We start from the raw sequence: 18,525 nt of genomic DNA, 5'->3' as shown, positions 1-18,525 counted from the left end.
TGCGCGGATGGATCGCCTGACATTCAGCGGAGCCGTTTTGTGACAGCACATCCCCCCGGCTGGGAAGGCCTTCTGGCCGCCGATGAGCGCATCCTGTGGCAAGGACAGCCTGAACCGGGCATCCTCTGGCGCGACCTGCTCAGCCCGTTAACCTTAATGGGTTTGTTTTTCCTTGCCTTCTCAACCGCGTGGCTCTTTGGCGTCAGCGTCATGCTCGCCAGCATGCCCGAGCGCCCGATGCTCTGGCCGTTTCGCGTGGTCTTCCCGCTGATCGGCGGGTTTTTCTGGCTGGTCGGGGCCTATCTGCTCATCGGACGGCTGTTCTGGGAGGCCCGTCAGCGCCGCCGCACCTGGTACACGCTCACCGACCGCGCAGCGTTTATCGCCACGCAGGGACCGGGGCGGCGCGCCCTGCAACGCTATGGCACCGAGGACATGCGTGCCATAGAACTGGTCGATACCACGCCCGGCACCGTCTGGTTCGCGCAGGAGCTGATCCGCTATACCACCGGCAGCCGCCGCCACGGCGGCGTGCACCGACAGCAGATCCATCGCAAACGCTCCGGCTTTCGCAACATCGCCGAGGCCCGGCACGTCTTCGCCCTGATGGCCCCGCATCGCGCGGCGGTGACGGGATGACCCCGCGCGTCCTGCCGGACCCGTTGCACCGCCCGGCGCACAGCGTCCCGAGCGCGGCCACGTCACGCCCCAAGACTTGCCACGCCGCCCCGGGCGCGGCACGATGAGCGTCTTGATTTCGTGATTGTATTCGGAGTTTCCCCATGACCAATCCGCCTCCGGGATGGGAGGATATCCTTGCCCCCGACGAACACATCCTGTGGCAGGACCGTCCGCAAACCGGGATTGTCTGGAGCGATCTGATCAGCCCGGTCAGCATCATGGGCGTGTTTTTCACCGGGTTCTCGATCTTCTGGGTCACGCTCGCGGCGTCGATGGTTCCGGCAGGCGATCCGGTGTTCCGTCTCTTCCCGCTCTTCGGCCTGCCCTTCATTGCGGTTGGTTTATACCTGCTGGTCGGGCGGCTGTTCTGGGACGCCTATGTCCGGCAGCGGACGTGGTACACGCTGACCAACCGCAAGGCCTATATAGCCACCGACGTGCTCTTTGGCCGCTCGCTCAAGCCGTTCGATCTGCGCGAGATGAACTCGCTGGCGCTCGACGACAGCGCGCCCGGCACCGTGTGGTTCCACTCGCAGGCCTATACGCGCCGGTCGTTTCGCACGGCCAGCGGCGGGCGGAGCGGCGGATCGCGACGCCAGACCACCGTCGTGCGCACCGGGTTTCGCCGCATCCCCGATGCGCGGCGGGTCTACCGGCTGATCACCGACGCGCGTGAGGCCGTGATGGCATGAGCGCGCGGCGCTTAATCCCCCCGCCTGCGGGCTTTTTCTGGGCAACCGCAGGGGCCGGGCCTTGCTGCTGAATGGCACCGCCCCTACATCGGAGGGCATGAAAAGCCCCCTCGCCCTGCCCGCGCGGCTGTTTCGCCGTGGCCCCCGTGTAAATCTCGTGCGACTGGAGGGCATGATTGCCGCCGGTGGTCGCGGGCGTCTGTCTGATCAAAGCGTTGCGCCCTTGCTCGAGCGTGCGTTCCGCACCGGCAAGCCCGTCGCCGTCGCTTTGGTGATCAATTCGCCGGGCGGCTCGCCGGTGCAATCCTCGCTGATCGGCGCGCGTATCAGGCGGCTGGCCGAAGAGACGGAAACCCCGGTGCATGCCTTTGTCGAGGATGCCGCAGCCTCGGGCGGGTACTGGATCGCCAGCGCCGCCGATGACATCCACTGCGACCCGGCGTCGATCCTTGGCTCGATTGGCGTGATTTCGGCCGGGTTTGGCCTGACCGAAGCCATCGGCAAGCTGGGAGTCGAGCGCCGCGTCTATACGGCGGGCAGCTCGAAAAGCCAGCTCGACCCGTTCCGCCCGGAAAAGCCTGAGGATATCGAGCGCCTGACCAGCCTGCTCGAACAGATGCACGGCGTGTTCATCAACCAAATCAAGACCGCACGCGGCGACCGGCTCAGCACGACGACCGACCTCTTTGACGGGCGCTTCTGGCTGGGGGCCGAGGCCGTGTCGCTCGGCCTCGCCGATGGCATCGGCCACGCGGTGCCGACCCTCAAGGCGCGCTATGGCAAAAAGCTGCGCGTCCGAGCCTATGGCCCGCGCCGCAGCCTGCTGTCGCGCTTTGGCCTGACGCTAGCGCAAGACGCGCTGGCTGGGGTCGAAGAAGCCGCCCTCTGGGCACGGCTGGGCGCCTAAGATGTTGATCCGCGTCGTCATTCTGTTCCTGATCTTCATCCTCGTCATGGGGATGGTTCAGAAAATGTTCCGCCCCAATGCGCGGCTGACCAAACGAAACACCCCGACGCTGGACCGGCTGCGCTGCCCGACCTGCAAGCGCGTCAACCTGACCAACACCCCCGCGCCCTGCGCGCGCCCTGACTGCCGGTACCGACCATGATTATTGACGCTTTGATGATTCTCGCCGGGCTGGCATTGCTGGTCGTGGCGGGCGACGCTTTGGTCAAAGGCGCGGTCAACCTCAGCCTGCGGCTGGGCGTGCCGGCGCTGATCGTTGGTCTTACCGTTGTGGCCTTCGGCACCTCCGCGCCCGAGCTGCTGGTCTCGGTCGATGCGATCCTTGACGGCGTGCCGGCGCTGGCCATCGGCAACGTGGTCGGCTCGAACATCGCCAATATCCTTCTGGTGCTGGGCATCCCGGCACTGATCGCGGCTGTCCCTGTCTCTCGCGATCTGATGTTCGATTTCCTTGTGATGATGGCCGCGACCGCCTTGTTCATCGCGCTGGCATGGTTCGGCCCGCTGGGCTGGCCGCACGGGCTGGCACTGCTGGCGGGTCTGGGGCTGATGCTGTGGAGCAGCTATTCCCGCGCGCAGGCCCACCGCGCCGCCGCCGAGCCCGAACTTGAGGGCGTCGACCATGGCATGTCGCGCCTGCACATCGGGCTTTACCTGCTCGGCGGCATCATCGGCCTGCCGCTGGGTGCCAACCTGCTGGTGGGCGGTGCCACCGACATCGCCACCACCTTCGGCGTCAGCGAGGCCGTGATCGGCCTCACGCTGGTCGCCGTCGGTACCTCGCTGCCCGAACTTGCCACCACCGTCACCGCCGCCCTGCGCCGGGAAACCGGCGTGGCGCTGGGCAACGTCATCGGCTCGAACATCTTCAACCTGCTGGGGATCATCGGGATTTCGTCGCTGGTCGGACGCATTCCGGTCCCCGTCGAGATGCTGCACCTTGACCTTTGGGTCATGGCCGCTACCTCGGCCTTGCTGGGGGTCTTCGTGCTCAGCGGCCGCAGCATCGGCCGGGTTGCCGGCGTGCTGCTCATTGCGCTCTATGGCGCGTATCTGTTCTCTCTGTTTCACTGAGGCTTGGGATGGCTGGCAAGGCACTGATCACGGGGGCGGGACACCGTCTGGGCGCGGCAATGACGCTCGAGCTGGCCCGGCGCGGCTATGACGTCGCGCTGCACTACGCCTCAAGCCGCGACGGGGCCGAAGCCACCGCCGCCGAGGCCCGCGCCCTGGGTGTCACCGCCAGCGTTCATCAGGCCGATCTGCTGGATGAGGACGAGACCCACGCCCTCCTCCCCGCCGCAGCCGAGGCGCTCGGCGGGCCGCTGACCGTGCTGATCAACAACGCCTCGATCTTCGAATACGACAGCCTGCAAAGCGCCACCCGCACCAGCTGGGACCGGCACATGGGCTCGAACCTGCGCGCGCCGCTGATCCTGACGCAGGCCTTCGCCGCGCAGGCCCCCGCGACCGGCACGGACGCCCGCGGAGAGGCCGTGGCACTGGCGCAGGTCATCAACATGATCGACCAGCGCGTGCTGAAACTGACGCCTGAATTCCTGACCTACACACTGGCCAAGGCGGGCCTGTGGACCCTCACCCAGACCAGCGCACAGGCCCTCGCGCCAAGGATCCGGGTCAACGCCATCGGCCCCGGCCCCACCCTTATCGGCACCCGCCAGACCCCCGAACACTTCGCCCGCCAGCGCGCCAATACCGTGCTGGGCCGGGGTTCGGACACCGATGACATCACGGCAGCGCTTGGGTATCTGCTCGACGCGAAGGCGGTCACCGGCCAGCTGATCTGCGTTGATGGCGGCCAGCATCTGGGCTGGAAAACGCCTGATATTCTGGGTCTGGAATAGCCCTTTGGCCGGACGCCGCGTCAGCTTGTCCACCGGACCGCAAGCTGTCACAGAAGCGTTATGAAATTGTTAAGCTTTTCAGTAGGTTGCCATGCATTGTTTTTCTTCTCTTTGATTTCAATGACTTAAGGCAGCGCCCAAAAATTGGGCATTCATCCGAACCAGCCCTGAAACCTAGGTTTTTCACCCTTCCCAACAGCACCTCCACAGGTTTATCCACAGATTCCGTGGAAAGCTTTGCCCTTGAACTCACGCGCGCTAGAGTGCAGCCAGCGAGCAGAATCACCCGGCCCCTTTGATGACCGAAACACCCGACGAATCTGGCGCTGACGAGCTTGGCCCCGACGATCTTAACGTTGAGCTTGGCGCACGGACCGATGGCCTCACCGGCCACGCCCTTATCGCCAGCTACGTGCGCACCCTTGACGGCTCTCCCGGCGTGTACCGCATGCTGGGCGACGACATGCGCGTGCTCTACGTCGGCAAGGCGCGCAACCTGAAGGTCCGCGTGTCGAATTACGCGCGCCCTTCCGGGCATTCGGGCCGCATCGCGCGGATGATCTCGGAAACCCGGTCGATGATGTTCCTAACCACCAAGACCGAAACCGAGGCGCTGCTGCTCGAACAGAACCTGATCAAGCAGCTCAAGCCGATCTACAACGTGCTGCTGCGCGACGACAAAAGCTTTCCCAATATCCTGATTTCCAAAGATCACGCCTTTCCCCAGATCCGCAAACACCGGGGGAAGCGGACGGAAAAAGGCAGCTATTTCGGCCCCTTCGCCAGCGGAACAGCGGTCAATCGGACGCTGAACCAGCTGCAAAAAGTGTTCCTTTTGCGATCTTGCACCGATGCGGCCTTCCAGAACCGCACACGGCCCTGCCTGCTCTACCAGATCAAGCGCTGCGCCGGTCCCTGCGTGAACCTGATCACGCCCGAGGATTACAGCGATCTGGTATCCGACGCCGAGCAGTTCCTGTCCGGCAAGACGACCCGCATTCAGGCCGATCTGGCGCGCGGTATGCAGGAAGCGTCCGACGCGATGGAATTCGAGCGCGCGGCGGCCCTGCGCGACCGCATCCGCGCGCTGACCGCCGTGCAGCAGTCGCAGGGCATCAACCCCAAAGGGGTCGACGAGGCCGACGTGATCGCGCTGCATTTGGAAAAGGGGCAGGCCTGCGTTCAGGTTTTCTTCATCCGGGCGCATCAGAGTTGGGGGAACAGCGACTTTTACCCCCGCACCGGCTCGGGTGCCGAAGAAGGGGAGATTCTGGAGGCGTTCCTCGCGCAATTCTACGACGGCAAACCGCCGCCCAAGCAGATCCTGCTCTCGCATCCCGTTGAGAATGAGGATCTGATCCACGAACTCCTCAGCGCCCGCGCCGGGCGCAACGTCGACTTGCGCGTCCCCCAGCGCGGTGAAAAGGCCGAGCTGGTGGAAAACGCGCTTAGAAATGCGCGCGAATCGCTGGGCCGCAAGATGTCGGAAAGTGCCGCGCAGTCCCGCCTTCTGGCCGGTCTGGCCGAGGCGTTCAATCTGGATGAGACCCCGCAACGGGTTGAAATCTATGACAACAGCCACATTCAGGGCGCGCATGCCGTGGGTGCCATGGTCGTGGCCGGGCCCGACGGCTGGATGAAGAACCAGTACCGCAAGTTCAACATCAAGGGCGACATGGCCAAGCCCGGCGACGATTTCGGCATGATGCGCGAGGTGCTGACGCGGCGCTTCGACAAGCTGCTCAAGGATGACCCGGGCCGCGAGTCCGAGGCCTGGCCGGATCTTCTGCTGATCGACGGTGGCGCCGGGCAGATCTCGGCCGTGGCCGAGACGCTGGCCGAACTGGGGCTCGATGACATACCGTTTATTGGCGTCGCCAAGGGCGTCGACCGCGATCTGGGGCGCGAGGAATTCCACCGCCCCGGCCAGCGCCCCTTTGCGTTGCGCCACAATGACCCGGTGCTCTATTTCATCCAGCGCCTGCGCGACGAGGCTCACCGCTTCGTCATCGGCACCCACCGCGCCGCCCGTGCCAAGACGACCACCCGCACCCCGCTCGACGAGGTGCCCGGCGTTGGTGCGACCCGCAAACGCGCGCTGCTGGCGCATTTCGGCTCGGCCAAGGCCGTGACCCGCGCGGGCTTGCCCGACCTGATGGCAGTGCCGGGGATCTCGCAGAAAATCGCGGAAACTGTCTATAATTTTTTCCACGCCGAGGAATGACAGCACAGAAACCGGCCCGGCGCTAACGAAGCAGTAATAAGTCGGCGCCATGCTCACCAGCAATGTCCCTCACATGCGTTGGCGATCATGGCTCAGGCTCCTTCCACCTTTAACTCTTCAGCGCGGGACACCGGCCAGGAGGTGCCTTTTGACCTTCTTGAGCTGATCTATTCGCGGACCGACACGCGCGGCGTAATTTGCGCGGCGAATGACACGTTCGACCGGCTTGCGGGTTACGGGTGGCGCGACACCATCGGCGCGCCGCATAAACTGGTGCGCCACCCCGATATGCCCAAGGGGTTTTTCCATATCTTCTGGTCCATGCTGAAATCCGGGGAACCGGCTGTCGGCTACGTCAAGAACCGCAACAAGGACGGACGCTATTATTGGGTTCTCGCTGCGGCAATTCCGTGTGAGGGGGGGTATTTCTCGGTCCGGCTCAAGCCCAGTTCGGCCCTGTTCCAGACCATGCGCGAAGAATACGCGCGCCTTCGGCGGCGCGAACAGAACGAATCGCTGTCGGCCGAAGCGTCGGCAGAAATCCTTCTGACGCGGCTCACCGAACTTGGCTTCCGATCTTATCCCGAATTCATGAGCCAGGCCCTGCAGGAAGAAACGCTTGCGCGCGACCGTGGGCTCGATCGACCGGTGGACAAGGTGGCGAACCATCTCGCTACGCTGGTCAGCGGCCTGACCGCCGCTCTGGAAGAACAGACACGGCTGGTCGGATTGTTTGACAGCCTCAAACTGCTGCCAGTGAACATGCGCCTGATCGCCTCGCGGCTGGAACCGCAGGGCGGGCCGATCAGCCAGATCTCGATGAACTACAAGACCTCGTTCGACAATATCGCGGAAAGGCTAAGTGCCTTTGTCACCGGTGAAAAGAACATCTGCGGGAGCATGGATGCCGCGGTTCGGCGCAGCCTTATTCTGACCAATTGCTCACGCCTGCATCTTGAGATGTCGCAACAGATCCGTCAGCCGGACGAAAACTTCGCCGGCGAAGAGAACCGTCAGGAACACACGATCATCGCGAAGCTCGGCGATGAAAGCCAAACGCTGGTGCAGGTGTCGCTGGCCGAAGCGTCCAGACTTGCCGCAACGCTGATCGCCTCGGCCTATGAAATCCGCCGCATGGTCCTGGGCCTTGATACCATCCGCATCCTTGGCCGGGTCGAAAGCCGGCGCGACCGGGTTTTCGAAAAGGCCTGCTCGGCCACGCTTGACCAGATCGACACGGTACAGGCGGCCATTTCGGAAAGCCTGCAGACACTGTCCAATCTCGCTGTTTCGATCCAGACCGGACTGGCCATGATCAGCGCCGTGCGCGAACCGGGCAAGGACCGCGTCAAGGCGACGGGTGCAGCGCCCAAACCCGTGTCGTCCCCGGCCAAAACACACACCCCGCAAAGCGGCACCACCGGGCAGCCGGGCACCACACCGGCCGCCGCCGTCCCTGTCAGCAGCGGCTGGCGCGACGATGCTCCGCCAGATGCCGCGCATGGGCCAACGCAGCACATCGCGGCCGAGTAGTCCCCCTTTCGCAACGCGCGCGCTTGGGCTACCTATCGTGCATGCGCTGGACCATACCCAACACCCTGACTGTTATGCGCCTGGTCGCCGCCCCGGGCGTTGCGATCATGTTCTTGTATTTTGCCCGCCCCTGGGCCGACTGGTTCGCGCTGGTCCTTTTCTTGGGCGCCGCGATCACCGACTATTTCGACGGCTACCTCGCCCGCCTGTGGCGGCAGGAAAGCCGCATCGGCGCCATGCTCGACCCGATCGCGGACAAGGCGATGGTCGTCATCGCCCTGCTGGTGATCACCGGCTATTCCGGCATGGATCCCTGGTTGATCCTGCCCGCGACGGTGATCCTGTTTCGTGAGGTGTTCGTGTCAGGCTTGCGCGAATATCTGGGCAATACCTCGCGCCTGCTGGCGGTAACGCAGCTGGCCAAGTGGAAGACCACCGCGCAGATGGTGGCGATCTCGACGCTGTTCGCCGCGCTGGGTCTGGAGTACGTGCGCGAGCAGGCGCTCGCGCGTAACCGCTCGATCATCGCCGAGATGGCCGATACCGGGCTGGATGCCGATATCAACCTCTTGTCGATCGCTAACAACATGGGCCAGGTCGTCTGGGCGATCGGCCTTGCGCTGATCTGGATCGCCGCGATCCTGACCGCGATCACCGGCCTCGACTATCTGCGCAAGGCGATGCCCCATTTGCGGGACAGCAGCGAATGACCCTGACCATTCTCTACTTCGCCTGGCTGCGTGAACGCATCGGCCTGCCGCGCGAAACGGTGCAGACCGAGGCCGCCACCGTTGCCGACCTGGTCGACGAACTCCGCGCCCGCGAAGAGCGCTATGCTTTCACCTTCGCCGACCTCAAGGCGGTGCGCGTCGCGCTGGACCAGGAACTGACCGATTTTGACGCCCCTCTCGCCGGCGTGCGCGAAGTGGCGTTTTTCCCGCCCATGACCGGCGGCTGAACCCATGACGATTCGCGTTCAGGCCCAGCCCTTTGATTACGGTGCCGAAAGCAACGCTTTTGCCCGGTCCAGTGATGGTGCGGGCGCCATTGTCACCTTTTGTGGGGTGGTGCGCGACAATGACGGCACGCTGCGCGGCATGGAGATCGAGCATTACCCCGGCATGACCGAACGCGCGCTGAGCACGATCGAGGCCGAGGCGCGCAGCCGCTGGTCGCTGAGCGATGCGCTGATCATCCACCGCCATGGCGCGCTGAACCCCGGCGAGATGATCATGATGGTCGCCACGGCCTCACGCCACCGCGCCGATGCCTTCGCAGCGGCAGAGTTCCTGATGGATTATCTGAAGTCCCGCGCGCCGTTCTGGAAAAAGGAACGCACCGCTACGGGTGAAGGCTGGGTCGAGGCACGCGAGGCCGACGAAGACGCCCTCAAGCGCTGGTAAACGGGCTATTTTCGCAGCGCATCATCGGCCGTCTGAAACACCACCGGCAAAGTGAACTCGGCCTGCTGACCGCTTGCCCGGTCCACCACCTGCGTGCGCAGCTGGTAAGCCCCTTCGGCCCCGGTGACACGATAGGTCAGGTGGAAATACCCGTCCACCGGACGGCTGTAGCTGTCCAGCTGCACCTCGCCCATCGGGATCATCGCGTCGGTCATCTGCTCGCCCTCGGGGCTGTCGAGCGTGAAAGACACGTCGAACAGCAACCGATTCGCGCCATTGGCCAGCGACGTCATGGAAAACCCGTAAACTTCGACATAGGCATAGATCGGCTCGCCAATGTCATAGACGTTGTCCGCGCGCGGCACGAACATGCCATAGCCCTCGGCCTGCCCGGCGGTGAGCTGGGCGTTGGTCACGCCAAACCCGGCCTGATCGGTCACGGTGCGCATAAAGCGGCGGGCCGCAACTACGGCATCATCGGTGCGCCCCTCGGCGAGCATCGATTCGATGGATTGGGCCGCCTGCGTCAGGCTTTGTGCCCCCACCACCAGCGGCGCGACACCAACCAGAGCCGCAAGAGCAAAGGGCCTCAGGACGTGCCGGGCCAAAGGCATCGCTGGGCAAATCGACCAGAATTTCATCGTTCGAACTCGCTCGGCAATGTCATGACGCCACTTTGCCCGGACAGCGCCGAGCGGGCAAGTCCCGCTCGCGGCGATGTGTATCGCCTGGCTTATCTATCGTGCCCGTCGAGCTGCTGACGCAGCGTCTCGGCCTCGTGCCGCGCACCGCGCAACCCGTCCATCGCCGCCCGCAATTCCGCCTGCACCTGCGCCATTTCGCGCCCGACTTCCTCGTCACGTTGCTGGATATAGGCGATGGCCTGATCGCGCGTTTCCTCGGCCTCGTGCAGCGCCTGCGCCATGCGCTCCAGTTCGCCCAGATCGGCCTGCGTGACGCGGGTGAAACGGTGGATCAGCCAGTTGACGAACCAGCCTAGCGCAAAGGCCGCCGTCAGCACGATCACGGTGACAATTACGAATTCGGTGCGGTTCATCGGGCGGTCTCCGGGGTGCGCGGGCGCGCGTCAGTTGTCATTCGGGGCGTCTTCTTCGGGCGCATCATCGCCGCTGCCGACGGTGGGCACAACCGCCGGCTGGCTACCGGGACGCGGGCGCGGGCGGATTGTGTCGTCATCAGCCGTCTGGATCTCGAACACCAGCTGGGCCTCCAGCGCCGGGTCCATCGGCTCGGGGTCCGGCTCGGGGCGGATCAGGGTGAATTCGATGCGGCGATTGGCCTCGCGCCCGGCTTCGGTGCCGTTGTCGGCGATGGGATCTGCCGCGCCATAGCCTTGCGCCACCAGCGAGGCCACCAGCACCCGCCGCGCCAGCAGGGCGTTGATCACCGCTTCGGCCCGTGCCTGGCTCAGGTTCAGGTTGGTCTCGTCGCGGCCCTGACTGTCGGTATAGCCCGCCACCTCGAAGGGCAGTTCGCCGCATTCCCGCAAAACATCGGCGATACGGTCGATGATCACGCCCGAGGCCTCGTTGATCTCGGTCGAGCCGGGATCGAAGGTGATCTTGTCGGCGGCCAGAATCGCCTGCACCCGCGCCTCGCAATTGTCGGGCGTGGGGGCGTTGACCACCGGGTCCAGCGCCTCATCGTAGCGCACGTTCACATCAATCACCGCGTCCGAGCCAAGCCCTTGCAGCAAAACCTGCGTCACCTGACTGCTGGCATCCGGATTACCCGACACGCCCGAAACGGCAACCCGACCGGCCTGCACGGTGGCCTGGCCATGGTGCAGCTCGGCCAGAGCCTCGATCACGGTGAGCACGCGAACCGACCAGCCGGCGGGCAGATCCGGGTCCAGCCGGGTGGCGACATCCACCGCGCCCGAGCCAAAGCGCGCGCCCGAGAACGCGGTGACAGCGGCGCGGATGCGTTCGTCCGGCAGTCGGCCCGACAGGGCCATGCGCCCCTCTTCGGTCAGTGTCATGCGCACTTCGGGCGCAGCCTCATCGGCGGCGTTCTCTTCGGCGGGCGGGTCCAGTCGGCGGGCGTTCAGACTGAAGGCATCGGGCAGCGCGGTTTCCAGACGCCCCACGGCGCGGTCGAAATCGGCACTGGCAATGGTGTGCGGCACGGCCAGAATCACCGTCCCGTCCGAGATCGTCAGGCTGCCATCCCCCAGCGCCGCCAGCGCATTGATCGCCACCGCCGCGCCTTCGCCCCACCGCGGCGTGGGCGCGCCCAACGCCAGCGGACAGGTCAGCCGCCGGGTCACCCCCGCCTCAGTCAGCGCCGCCGCGATGCGGGTTTGCGCCTCGTCGGTATCCGCAACACAGCTGCCGACGCGCAGCGCGCCCTGCGCCGCATCGACGCGCAGCAGGAACGGGGCGGCCACCGGGCGCGGCGCGACCAGATCCAGCGTCAGCACCTGCCCGCGCGGAGCCAGCGCGCGCAGGTCCTGTTCCAGCGTGCGCCGGGCCTCGGGTCCGTCGACCAGCGCTTCGATCTGAATGCGACCGGCTCTGACGCTGACCCGGCCGACCTCGAACCGTTGCAACGCCTCGACAGCAAAGCCGACAGCCGTAACCCAGCCGCCCGGCACCGGATAATCCGATGACTGAAGCATGTCCTCGACCCGCAGGTCCGGCATCGCCGCGCGCAGCCGGTCCACAATCGCGCCCCCCTCGGCCCGGGCCGGAACCAGCCCGATCACCGACAGATCGTCCCGGTTGCGCATCAGCTCAATGCGGAACACCGGAGCGACGACACCGTTGCGCACCGCCACGCTGATGCTTTCCGACACGCGCGAGGCGTCAATGACACCCCCCGCGACCTGCAAGGCACGAATGCGGGCGCTTTCCGTCGGCGCGTTGCCGCCCAGTTCTACATCCAGACCGTTCAGAGAAATCTGCACCCAACCGATGCCCGCGTCGGTGAACGCAGCACTCAGCGAATCTGCGGTCCGCCGCTCGACCAGCGCCACCAGACCCAGTGCCGTGACCATCGCCAAAACCACCGCCAGCAAGAAGGCAGCGATCGAAACGAGCAGGGTTTTATGTGACATAGAGGGTCCGTGGCAGCGGCCGACAGCGGCCGGTCAGGCATTGACCTAGCCCCATGCGCCCAGCGATGCAATCAAACCAGCAAGGCAGCGGCGAAAATCAGCACAAGGATCAGGCCCGCATCGCGGTTCGAGCGGAACAGGCGCAGCAGCACATCGTTGTCGTTGATGTTCAGCTGCCCCAGCTGCCAGTTCAGATGCGCGCCAAACGCCCAGGCCCCGGCCAGCGTCAGGGACAGACGCATCGGATCGGCCAATGGGGCCAGCGCGTAGATAATTGCCAGCGAAATCAACACGACCGAGGCCACCAGAAACCCGCGCAGCCAGTTTTCGGTGTTGTCGCCAAACAGCCTCGCGGTGGATTTCACCCCGATCAGCGCGTCATCTTCGCGGTCCTGATGGGCATAGATCGTGTCGTAAAACAGCGTCCAGGCAATGCCGCCAAGGTACAAGATCACTGCCGGCCAGCCCAGACTGCCGGTCTGCGCCGTCCAGCCCAGCAGCGCGCCCCAGTTGAACGCCAGCCCCAGAAAGACCTGCGGCCACCAGGTAAAGCGCTTGGCAAACGGATAGATCGCCACCGGCAGCAGCGCCAGAACGCCCAGCATGATCGCCGCAGCATTGAAGGTCAGCAGCAGGAAAAAGGCCGCCGCCATCTGGATCCCCATCCAGATAAACGCCTCGCGCAGGGTGACATGCCCCGCCGCCAATGGCCGGTTGCGCGTGCGCTCGACCAGCGGGTCGATATCGCGGTCGGTGATGTCATTCCACGTGCAGCCCGCCCCGCGCATCAACAGTGCGCCCAGACCGCAGGCCAGCAGGATCCACAGCGTGATCCCGCCGCGCGTCTCAGGCACCGCCAGCGCGCCCAGCATCGTGCCCCACCAGCAGGGCAGCAACAGCAGCCAGGTGCCAATCGGCCGGTCGATCCGGCTCAGCCGCAGATAGGGCCGCATCTCTTCGGGGGCTTTGGTATCGACCCAGTTGTCTTCGACCCGATCCGCGATGCCAGCATCGCCTGCAGACACCCCGGCCTTGGTCGCTGCGCCGTTTTCGGCCTCTGGTGTTTGCTCTGACCCGGTCATACAGTCGCTTCCATGCCGACGATTCCGCCCCGAAACGATGACCGCCCCAAGGTGCGCCTCTATGTAGAGCAAGCCTTGGCCCAAGGGCAACACGTAGCAGTGACGCAAGACCAGTCCCATTATCTGGGCAACGTCCTGCGGCTGGCGGCAGGGGCCGATGTCGCCCTTTTCAACGGCAAGGACGGCGAATGGCGCGCGCGGATCGGGCATCTGGCCAAACGCGGCGGGTTGTTGACCTGCGAGGAACAGACCGCCCCGCAGACCAACCCGCCCGACCTGTGGCTGCTGTTTGCGCCGATCAAGAAAGCCCGCACCGATTTCATCGTCGAAAAGGCCGTTGAGATGGGCGCGGCCCGCATCCTGCCCGTGCAGACCGAGTTCACCAATTCCGAACGCATCCGCCGCGACCGCCTGCAGGCCCACGCGGTTGAGGCCGCCGAGCAATCCGCCGGAACCTTCGTGCCCGAGGTCGCCGAACTAACCCGCCTTGACCGTCTGCTGGCCGACTGGCCCGCCGACCGCGTGCTCTGGTGGGCAGACGAAAGCCTCAAAGGCGAGGACATCGCCGACCCGGCCCCCGCCCCCGCCGCGATTCTCATCGGGCCCGAGGGTGGCTTTTCCCCGGCCGAGCGCGCGCGCCTGCGCGCCCTGCCCTTCATCCGCCGCCTGAGCCTTGGGCCACGCATCCTGCGCGCCGATACCGCCGCCGTTGCCACCCTGACCCTCTGGCAGGTACGCCACGGCGACTGGGCCGGCCCGCGATGACCTTCTTCTGGCGCCCCGAAGCCCTCGCCACCCTGCGCCGCTGGGGCGAAACCCTTGGCGCGCTGGCCCTCACCGCGCTGGGCGTCTGGTGGGCGCTGCAAGGCCCCGGTCCGGTCTACTGGCTGGGCTGGCTCCTCGCGTTGGTCGGCGCGGGCCTGACCCTGGGCGCGGTGCAACGCGCCCGCTTCACGGCGCGCGGCGATGCGGCAGGCGTGATCGAGGTGATCGAGGGCGAGATCCGCTATTTCGGCCCGCGCGGCGGCGGCGTCATCGCGCTGGACCTGATGCAAACGCTGATGCTCAGCGCCGATGGGGCGTTCTGGCTGGTAGAATCGCTCGACGGCACCATTCTGGCAATTCCGCGTGCGGCCAAGGGAAACGAGGCACTTTTCGACGCTTTCGCCGCGCTCGGCGGGCTGGATATGCCCCTGCTGCTGCGCACCATCGCCCAAGGCCCCGCCCCGCGCGCCCGCGCGATCTGGCAAAGACGGTCGCAGCGCCTCTTGACTTGAGCCGGTCGGCGCTACAGGTCAGAGGTCCATAGACATCAGCCCGGAGCCCCTTGACATGTCCATCCCCCAGTCCGGCGGCGGGCCGATCGAACATCGCGATCAACTGGCAGAATTTCTGTCATCAGGCTCGAAGCCCGTCGAAGACTGGCGCATCGGCACCGAGCACGAGAAATTCGGCTACTGCAAAGACAGCCTGAAACCCCTGCCCTATGACGGCGACCGCTCGATCCGCGCCATGCTCGAAGGTCTGCGCGACCGCTTCGGCTGGCAGCCGGTGCTCGAAGGCGACAAACTGATCGGCCTGACGCATAACGGCGCGAATGTCAGCCTCGAGCCGGGTGGCCAGTTGGAACTCTCGGGCGCGCCGCTCGAATCCATCCACCAGACCTGCGACGAGGTGAACGAACACCTGCGCGACGTCAAAAGCATCGCCGACGAGATCGGTGTGGGCTTTATCGGCCTTGGTGCCGCCCCCGTCTGGTCGCATGACGACATGCCCCTGATGCCCAAGGGCCGCTACAAGCTGATGGACAGCTACATGCAGACCGTCGGCACCCACGGCACGCAGATGATGCGCCGCACCTGCACGGTGCAGGTCAACCTCGACTTCGCGTCCGAGGGCGACATGGTGCAGAAATTCCGCGTGGCGCTGGCGCTGCAGCCCGTCGCCACCGCGCTTTTCGCCAATTCGCCGTTCTTTGACGGCAAGCCCAACGGCCATAAATCCTGGCGCTCGCGCATCTGGCGCGATCTGGACCCGGCGCGTACCGGCACGCTGCCCTTTGCCTTCGAAGAAGGTTTCGGCTTCGAGCGGTATGTGGACTATGCCCTTGATGTGCCGATGTATTTTGTCTACCGCGACGGCAAATACATCAACGCCCTTGGCCAGTCCTTCCGTGATTTCCTGAACGGCAAACTGCCCGCCCTGCCCGGCGAAGTGCCGACGCTCAGCGACTGGGCCGACCACCTGACCACCATTTTCCCCGAAGCCCGGCTCAAGAAATACCTTGAGATGCGCGGTGCCGATGGCAACCAGTGGCGCCGCCTGTGCGCGCTGCCGGCACTGTGGGTCGGCATGCTCTATGACCAGTCCTCGCTCGATGCGGCGTGGGATCTGTGCAAGAACTGGGACACCGAAACCCGCGAGGCCCTGCGCGTCGCGGCCAGTGTCGACGGGCTGCAGGCCGAGACGCATGGCGTCAAGATGATGGATCTGGCCCGTCAGGTCGTCGACATCGCCGACGCCGGGTTGAAAGCCCGCGCGCGCCCCGGTGCCGGTGGGCTGGTGCCCGACGAGACTCACTTCCTCAATGCGCTCAAAGACAGCCTCGACACCGGGATGACCCCGGCGGATGAGCTGCTGGCGCATTACAACGGCGACTGGGGCGGCGATCTGAACCGCGTTTACGCCGACTACAGCTACTAAGACGCTGCGGCGGCCCTGTGCCCTGCCCGGCACAGGCCGCTTGCCACACCGCAAAAGCCGTGGTTTCCTGCTTATTCTTCAGGAAACCACCTCTTTATGTCGGAGTGTTTAATGCGCGATATTTTCATCAATCTTCTGGAAAAACTGATCACCGTTCTGGTCGTCATCATGATGATCGGCGTTGTTGTCGCCGCTGGCGGGGCGTTGTTCATGCCGCAGCCCGGCGTCCCCGGCCCGCTGATGGCGCTCGCCATTCTGATCGGCGGCGGCATCTATGTCGTGGTGATGGGCGGCTTCATGTACCTTGGGCTCGGCATCTACCAGAACACCCGTCGCACCGCTGACGCGATCGAGCAACTCGCCGCGCGCTGAGCGCAAAAGAAAAGGGCCGCTCAATCGAGCGGCCCTTGTTCTATCGGCAATGCCTTGTGGCTCATCCCGCTTTGGTGCGGAATTCGCGTAGCAGGAACTCGGGCACATGGTCGCCCATGCCGACCACCGGCTGATCGTCGCGGTCACGGCGGCCACGGCCACCCCGGTTGCGATTCTCGTTGCGGTCGGTGTTGCGATCATTCCGCTCGCCGCGATTGTCCGACCGGCTTTCCTCACGTGGGGCACGCACGGCAACAACCTCAGCCACCGGCGCGGCCTGAACCGGCTCAGCCGCCGCGACCGACGCCTCGGCGACAGCCTCGACTGCTTCCTCGGCCACAGGCTCAACCGCAGCGGCCTTGGCCCCACGCGGCTTGCGCTCACGGCGCGGACGTTCGGTCTTTTCGCCGCGCGGCTTGCGCGCGGGACGCTCGTCCTTGTCGGGACGACCGCCATCCGCTGTCTCGGAGTCCACAGCAGCCTGCGCGAATCCGGCAGGCTCTTCGCCACGCGGCAGCGGCTTTTGCAGCAGCGCTTCGATTGCGGCCAGATACTTCTCATCCGACGGCGTGGCGATGGTAAACGCCTTGCCCGAGCGACCTGCCCGGCCGGTACGGCCAATGCGGTGCACGTAATCCTCGGCGTGGCTGGGCACGTCGAAGTTGAACACATGGCTCACCGCCGGGATGTCCAGACCGCGCGCGGCCACATCCGAGGCAATCAGCAAGCGCACCGTACCATCGCGGAAACCGTCCAGCGTGCGCGTGCGCACCGACTGGTCCAGATCGCCATGGATCGGAGACGCGTCAAACCCGTGCTTTTTCAGCGACTTGGCGACAACATCGACGTCAATCTTGCGGTTGCAGAAGATGATCGCGTTGGTGCAGGCGTCGCCCTCGGACTCGATCAGCTGACGCAGCATCGCGCGCTTTTCGGCAAAGGCGCGGTCGCGGCGCGTCGGCTTCAGCTCGATCAGCTTTTGCTCGATGGTTTCCGCCGTCGTCGCCTGACGCGCCACTTCGACGCGCACGGGGTTCGACAGGAAGGTGTTGGTAATCCGCTCGATCTCGGGCGCCATGGTGGCCGAGAAGAACAGCGTCTGCCGGGTGAACGGCGTCATCTGGAAGATCCGCTCGATATCGGGGATGAAACCCATGTCGAGCATGCGGTCCGCCTCATCGACGACCATCACTTCAACGCCGGTAAGCAGCAACTTGCCACGCTCGAAATGGTCGAGCAGACGGCCCGGCGTGGCGATCAGCACATCGACGCCACGGTCGATCAGCTTGTCCTGCTCCGAGAACGAGACGCCGCCGATCAACAGTGCCTTGGTCAGGCGCGTGTACTTGGCATAAACGTCAAAGTTCTCAGCCACCTGCGCGGCCAATTCGCGCGTCGGTGCCAGAACCAGACTGCGCGGCATGCGCGCCCGTGCCCGGCCCCGCGCAAGGCGCGTGATCAGCGGCAGCGTGAAGGACGCTGTCTTGCCGGTCCCGGTCTGGGCGATGCCCAGCACGTCGCGGCCGTTCAGCGCTTCAGGGATCGCCTGCGCCTGAATCGGTGTGGGGGTTTCGTAGCCCGCTTCGGCCACGGCTTTCAGGACCTTGGGGTCCAGCTTGAGATCAGCAAATTTGGTCATCAGTGTCCGTCATGTTGCGGCATCGGGCCGCAAGGGAATGATGGGACGCCAGATACTGCGCCCCGGCAGCAATCGGTCAGGTTGCACAGAGCACAGCAACCGATGGGGGGCGATAGCGCAAATGCGGGCTCGGGTCAATCCGGGGCGCTTGCAATCGCGCGTTTTCAGGCTCGCCACGGGTGATTCATGGTGTATAATGTCAGGAAGGCCCGCCGCGTGGCCGATTTTGGCCTCATTCCTTGCATTCCCGGACAAGTTTCTGGCGAAAGTAAGGCAGAAAAACGC

20 protein-coding genes are annotated in these 18,525 nt (G+C 65.1%); 15 read left to right on the top strand and 5 right to left on the bottom strand.

Annotation, left to right across the window (positions count from 1 at the left end):
• The first annotated feature begins 39 nt into the window (after positions 1-39).
• The 11 genes from EAE28_RS09080 (at position 40) to EAE28_RS09030 (ending at position 9,365) form a co-directional block, all read left to right on the top strand.
• On the top strand, positions 40-639 hold the full coding sequence (locus tag EAE28_RS09080) for a hypothetical protein (protein ID WP_127105532.1): 600 nt from the start codon (positions 40-42) through the stop codon (positions 637-639).
• Positions 640-782: 143 nt separating this feature from the next.
• Positions 783-1,373 carry a hypothetical protein gene (locus tag EAE28_RS09075; protein WP_127105531.1) on the top strand — a complete coding sequence of 197 codons (591 nt, stop codon included), beginning with the start codon at positions 783-785 and terminating at the stop codon, positions 1,371-1,373.
• Positions 1,374-1,470: 97 nt separating this feature from the next.
• Positions 1,471-2,280, top strand: coding sequence for a S49 family peptidase (locus tag EAE28_RS09070; protein WP_246022318.1), 810 nt, complete (start codon positions 1,471-1,473; stop codon positions 2,278-2,280).
• 1 nt (position 2,281) lies between these two features.
• A complete protein-coding gene (locus EAE28_RS09065; protein WP_127105530.1) occupies positions 2,282-2,482 on the top strand; it encodes a hypothetical protein in 201 nt (66 codons plus the stop codon).
• Positions 2,479-3,414: a calcium/sodium antiporter gene (locus tag EAE28_RS09060; RefSeq protein ID WP_127105529.1), complete on the top strand. Its 936-nt coding sequence runs from the start codon at positions 2,479-2,481 to the stop codon at positions 3,412-3,414. Before EAE28_RS09065 ends, EAE28_RS09060 begins: the two co-directional genes overlap by 4 nt.
• Positions 3,415-3,422: 8 nt before the next feature.
• Positions 3,423-4,205 carry an SDR family oxidoreductase gene (locus EAE28_RS09055; RefSeq protein WP_127105528.1) on the top strand — a complete coding sequence of 261 codons (783 nt, stop codon included), beginning with the start codon at positions 3,423-3,425 and terminating at the stop codon, positions 4,203-4,205.
• A gap of 298 nt (positions 4,206-4,503) precedes the next feature.
• Positions 4,504-6,429, top strand: a complete 1,926-nt coding sequence (uvrC, locus tag EAE28_RS09050) for an excinuclease ABC subunit UvrC (protein ID WP_127105527.1) — start codon at positions 4,504-4,506, stop codon at positions 6,427-6,429.
• A 141-nt stretch (positions 6,430-6,570) separates the two neighbouring features.
• Positions 6,571-7,962, top strand: coding sequence for a PAS domain-containing protein (locus EAE28_RS09045; RefSeq protein ID WP_164736593.1), 1,392 nt, complete (start codon positions 6,571-6,573; stop codon positions 7,960-7,962).
• 41 nt (positions 7,963-8,003) lie between these two features.
• Positions 8,004-8,672 carry a CDP-diacylglycerol--glycerol-3-phosphate 3-phosphatidyltransferase gene (pgsA, locus tag EAE28_RS09040; protein WP_127105525.1) on the top strand — a complete coding sequence of 223 codons (669 nt, stop codon included), beginning with the start codon at positions 8,004-8,006 and terminating at the stop codon, positions 8,670-8,672.
• Positions 8,673-8,674: 2 nt separating this feature from the next.
• A complete protein-coding gene (moaD, locus tag EAE28_RS09035; protein WP_127105988.1) occupies positions 8,675-8,920 on the top strand; it encodes a molybdopterin converting factor subunit 1 in 246 nt (81 codons plus the stop codon).
• Between the two features lie 4 nt (positions 8,921-8,924).
• The gene (locus tag EAE28_RS09030; RefSeq protein WP_127105524.1) at positions 8,925-9,365 is read left to right on the top strand and encodes a molybdenum cofactor biosynthesis protein MoaE; all 441 of its coding nucleotides are present in this window, start codon (positions 8,925-8,927) and stop codon (positions 9,363-9,365) included.
• A gap of 5 nt (positions 9,366-9,370) precedes the next feature.
• Here EAE28_RS09030 and EAE28_RS09025 read toward each other — a convergent pair whose 3' ends face one another.
• The 4 genes from EAE28_RS09025 to ubiA form a co-directional block, all read right to left on the bottom strand.
• Positions 9,371-10,006: a hypothetical protein gene (locus tag EAE28_RS09025; protein ID WP_164736592.1), complete on the bottom strand. Its 636-nt coding sequence runs from the start codon at positions 10,004-10,006 to the stop codon at positions 9,371-9,373.
• Between the two features lie 92 nt (positions 10,007-10,098).
• Positions 10,099-10,422: a hypothetical protein gene (locus EAE28_RS09020; RefSeq protein ID WP_127105522.1), complete on the bottom strand. Its 324-nt coding sequence runs from the start codon at positions 10,420-10,422 to the stop codon at positions 10,099-10,101.
• A gap of 30 nt (positions 10,423-10,452) precedes the next feature.
• Positions 10,453-12,444 (bottom strand): OmpA family protein, encoded by a 1,992-nt coding sequence (locus tag EAE28_RS09015; protein ID WP_127105521.1) that lies wholly within the window; start codon positions 12,442-12,444, stop codon positions 10,453-10,455.
• A 71-nt stretch (positions 12,445-12,515) separates the two neighbouring features.
• On the bottom strand, positions 12,516-13,526 hold the full coding sequence (gene ubiA, locus EAE28_RS09010; RefSeq protein ID WP_127105520.1) for a 4-hydroxybenzoate octaprenyltransferase: 1,011 nt from the start codon (positions 13,524-13,526) through the stop codon (positions 12,516-12,518).
• Positions 13,527-13,538: 12 nt separating this feature from the next.
• On the opposite strand from ubiA, the gene EAE28_RS09005 reads away from it, so the two are divergent.
• From EAE28_RS09005 to EAE28_RS08990, 4 genes are all read left to right on the top strand, one after another.
• Complete coding sequence (locus EAE28_RS09005) at positions 13,539-14,291, top strand: 16S rRNA (uracil(1498)-N(3))-methyltransferase (protein ID WP_127105519.1); 753 nt, start codon at positions 13,539-13,541, stop codon at positions 14,289-14,291.
• Entirely contained in the window at positions 14,288-14,803 is a 516-nt protein-coding gene (locus EAE28_RS09000) for a hypothetical protein (RefSeq protein ID WP_127105518.1), read from the top strand. Before EAE28_RS09005 ends, EAE28_RS09000 begins: the two co-directional genes overlap by 4 nt.
• Before the next feature lie 55 nt (positions 14,804-14,858).
• Positions 14,859-16,229, top strand: coding sequence for a glutamate--cysteine ligase (locus EAE28_RS08995; RefSeq protein ID WP_127105517.1), 1,371 nt, complete (start codon positions 14,859-14,861; stop codon positions 16,227-16,229).
• A 111-nt stretch (positions 16,230-16,340) separates the two neighbouring features.
• Entirely contained in the window at positions 16,341-16,601 is a 261-nt protein-coding gene (locus EAE28_RS08990; RefSeq protein WP_127105516.1) for a hypothetical protein, read from the top strand.
• Between the two features lie 61 nt (positions 16,602-16,662).
• On the opposite strand, the gene EAE28_RS08985 is transcribed toward EAE28_RS08990, so the two are convergent.
• Entirely contained in the window at positions 16,663-18,240 is a 1,578-nt protein-coding gene (locus EAE28_RS08985; RefSeq protein WP_127105515.1) for a DEAD/DEAH box helicase, read from the bottom strand.
• Positions 18,241-18,525: the final 285 nt, after the last annotated feature.

Origin of the sequence: Pararhodobacter zhoushanensis, from assembly GCF_003990445.1 — a bacterium.
Taxonomy (GTDB): domain Bacteria; phylum Pseudomonadota; class Alphaproteobacteria; order Rhodobacterales; family Rhodobacteraceae; genus Pararhodobacter; species Pararhodobacter zhoushanensis.
This window is presented reverse-complemented; position numbering and strand designations above follow the sequence as displayed.

Excerpts from the sequence above, each read along its gene's own strand:
- EAE28_RS09075 (WP_127105531.1), top strand. The coding sequence starts at position 783 with ATGACCAATCCGCCTCCGGGATGGGAGGATATCCTTGCCCCCGACGAA.
- EAE28_RS09070 (WP_246022318.1), top strand. The coding sequence starts at position 1,471 with ATGAAAAGCCCCCTCGCCCTGCCCGCGCGGCTGTTTCGCCGTGGCCCC.
- EAE28_RS09065 (WP_127105530.1), top strand. The coding sequence starts at position 2,282 with ATGTTGATCCGCGTCGTCATTCTGTTCCTGATCTTCATCCTCGTCATG.
- EAE28_RS09060 (WP_127105529.1), top strand. The coding sequence starts at position 2,479 with ATGATTATTGACGCTTTGATGATTCTCGCCGGGCTGGCATTGCTGGTC.
- EAE28_RS09055 (WP_127105528.1), top strand. The coding sequence starts at position 3,423 with ATGGCTGGCAAGGCACTGATCACGGGGGCGGGACACCGTCTGGGCGCG.
- uvrC (WP_127105527.1), top strand. The coding sequence starts at position 4,504 with ATGACCGAAACACCCGACGAATCTGGCGCTGACGAGCTTGGCCCCGAC.
- pgsA (WP_127105525.1), top strand. The coding sequence starts at position 8,004 with ATGCGCTGGACCATACCCAACACCCTGACTGTTATGCGCCTGGTCGCC.
- EAE28_RS09030 (WP_127105524.1), top strand. The coding sequence starts at position 8,925 with ATGACGATTCGCGTTCAGGCCCAGCCCTTTGATTACGGTGCCGAAAGC.
- EAE28_RS09025 (WP_164736592.1), bottom strand. The coding sequence starts at position 10,006 with ATGAAATTCTGGTCGATTTGCCCAGCGATGCCTTTGGCCCGGCACGTC.
- EAE28_RS09020 (WP_127105522.1), bottom strand. The coding sequence starts at position 10,422 with ATGAACCGCACCGAATTCGTAATTGTCACCGTGATCGTGCTGACGGCG.
- EAE28_RS09015 (WP_127105521.1), bottom strand. The coding sequence starts at position 12,444 with ATGTCACATAAAACCCTGCTCGTTTCGATCGCTGCCTTCTTGCTGGCG.
- ubiA (WP_127105520.1), bottom strand. The coding sequence starts at position 13,526 with ATGACCGGGTCAGAGCAAACACCAGAGGCCGAAAACGGCGCAGCGACC.
- EAE28_RS09005 (WP_127105519.1), top strand. The coding sequence starts at position 13,539 with ATGCCGACGATTCCGCCCCGAAACGATGACCGCCCCAAGGTGCGCCTC.
- EAE28_RS09000 (WP_127105518.1), top strand. The coding sequence starts at position 14,288 with ATGACCTTCTTCTGGCGCCCCGAAGCCCTCGCCACCCTGCGCCGCTGG.
- EAE28_RS08995 (WP_127105517.1), top strand. The coding sequence starts at position 14,859 with ATGTCCATCCCCCAGTCCGGCGGCGGGCCGATCGAACATCGCGATCAA.
- EAE28_RS08990 (WP_127105516.1), top strand. The coding sequence starts at position 16,341 with ATGCGCGATATTTTCATCAATCTTCTGGAAAAACTGATCACCGTTCTG.
- EAE28_RS08985 (WP_127105515.1), bottom strand. The coding sequence starts at position 18,240 with ATGACCAAATTTGCTGATCTCAAGCTGGACCCCAAGGTCCTGAAAGCC.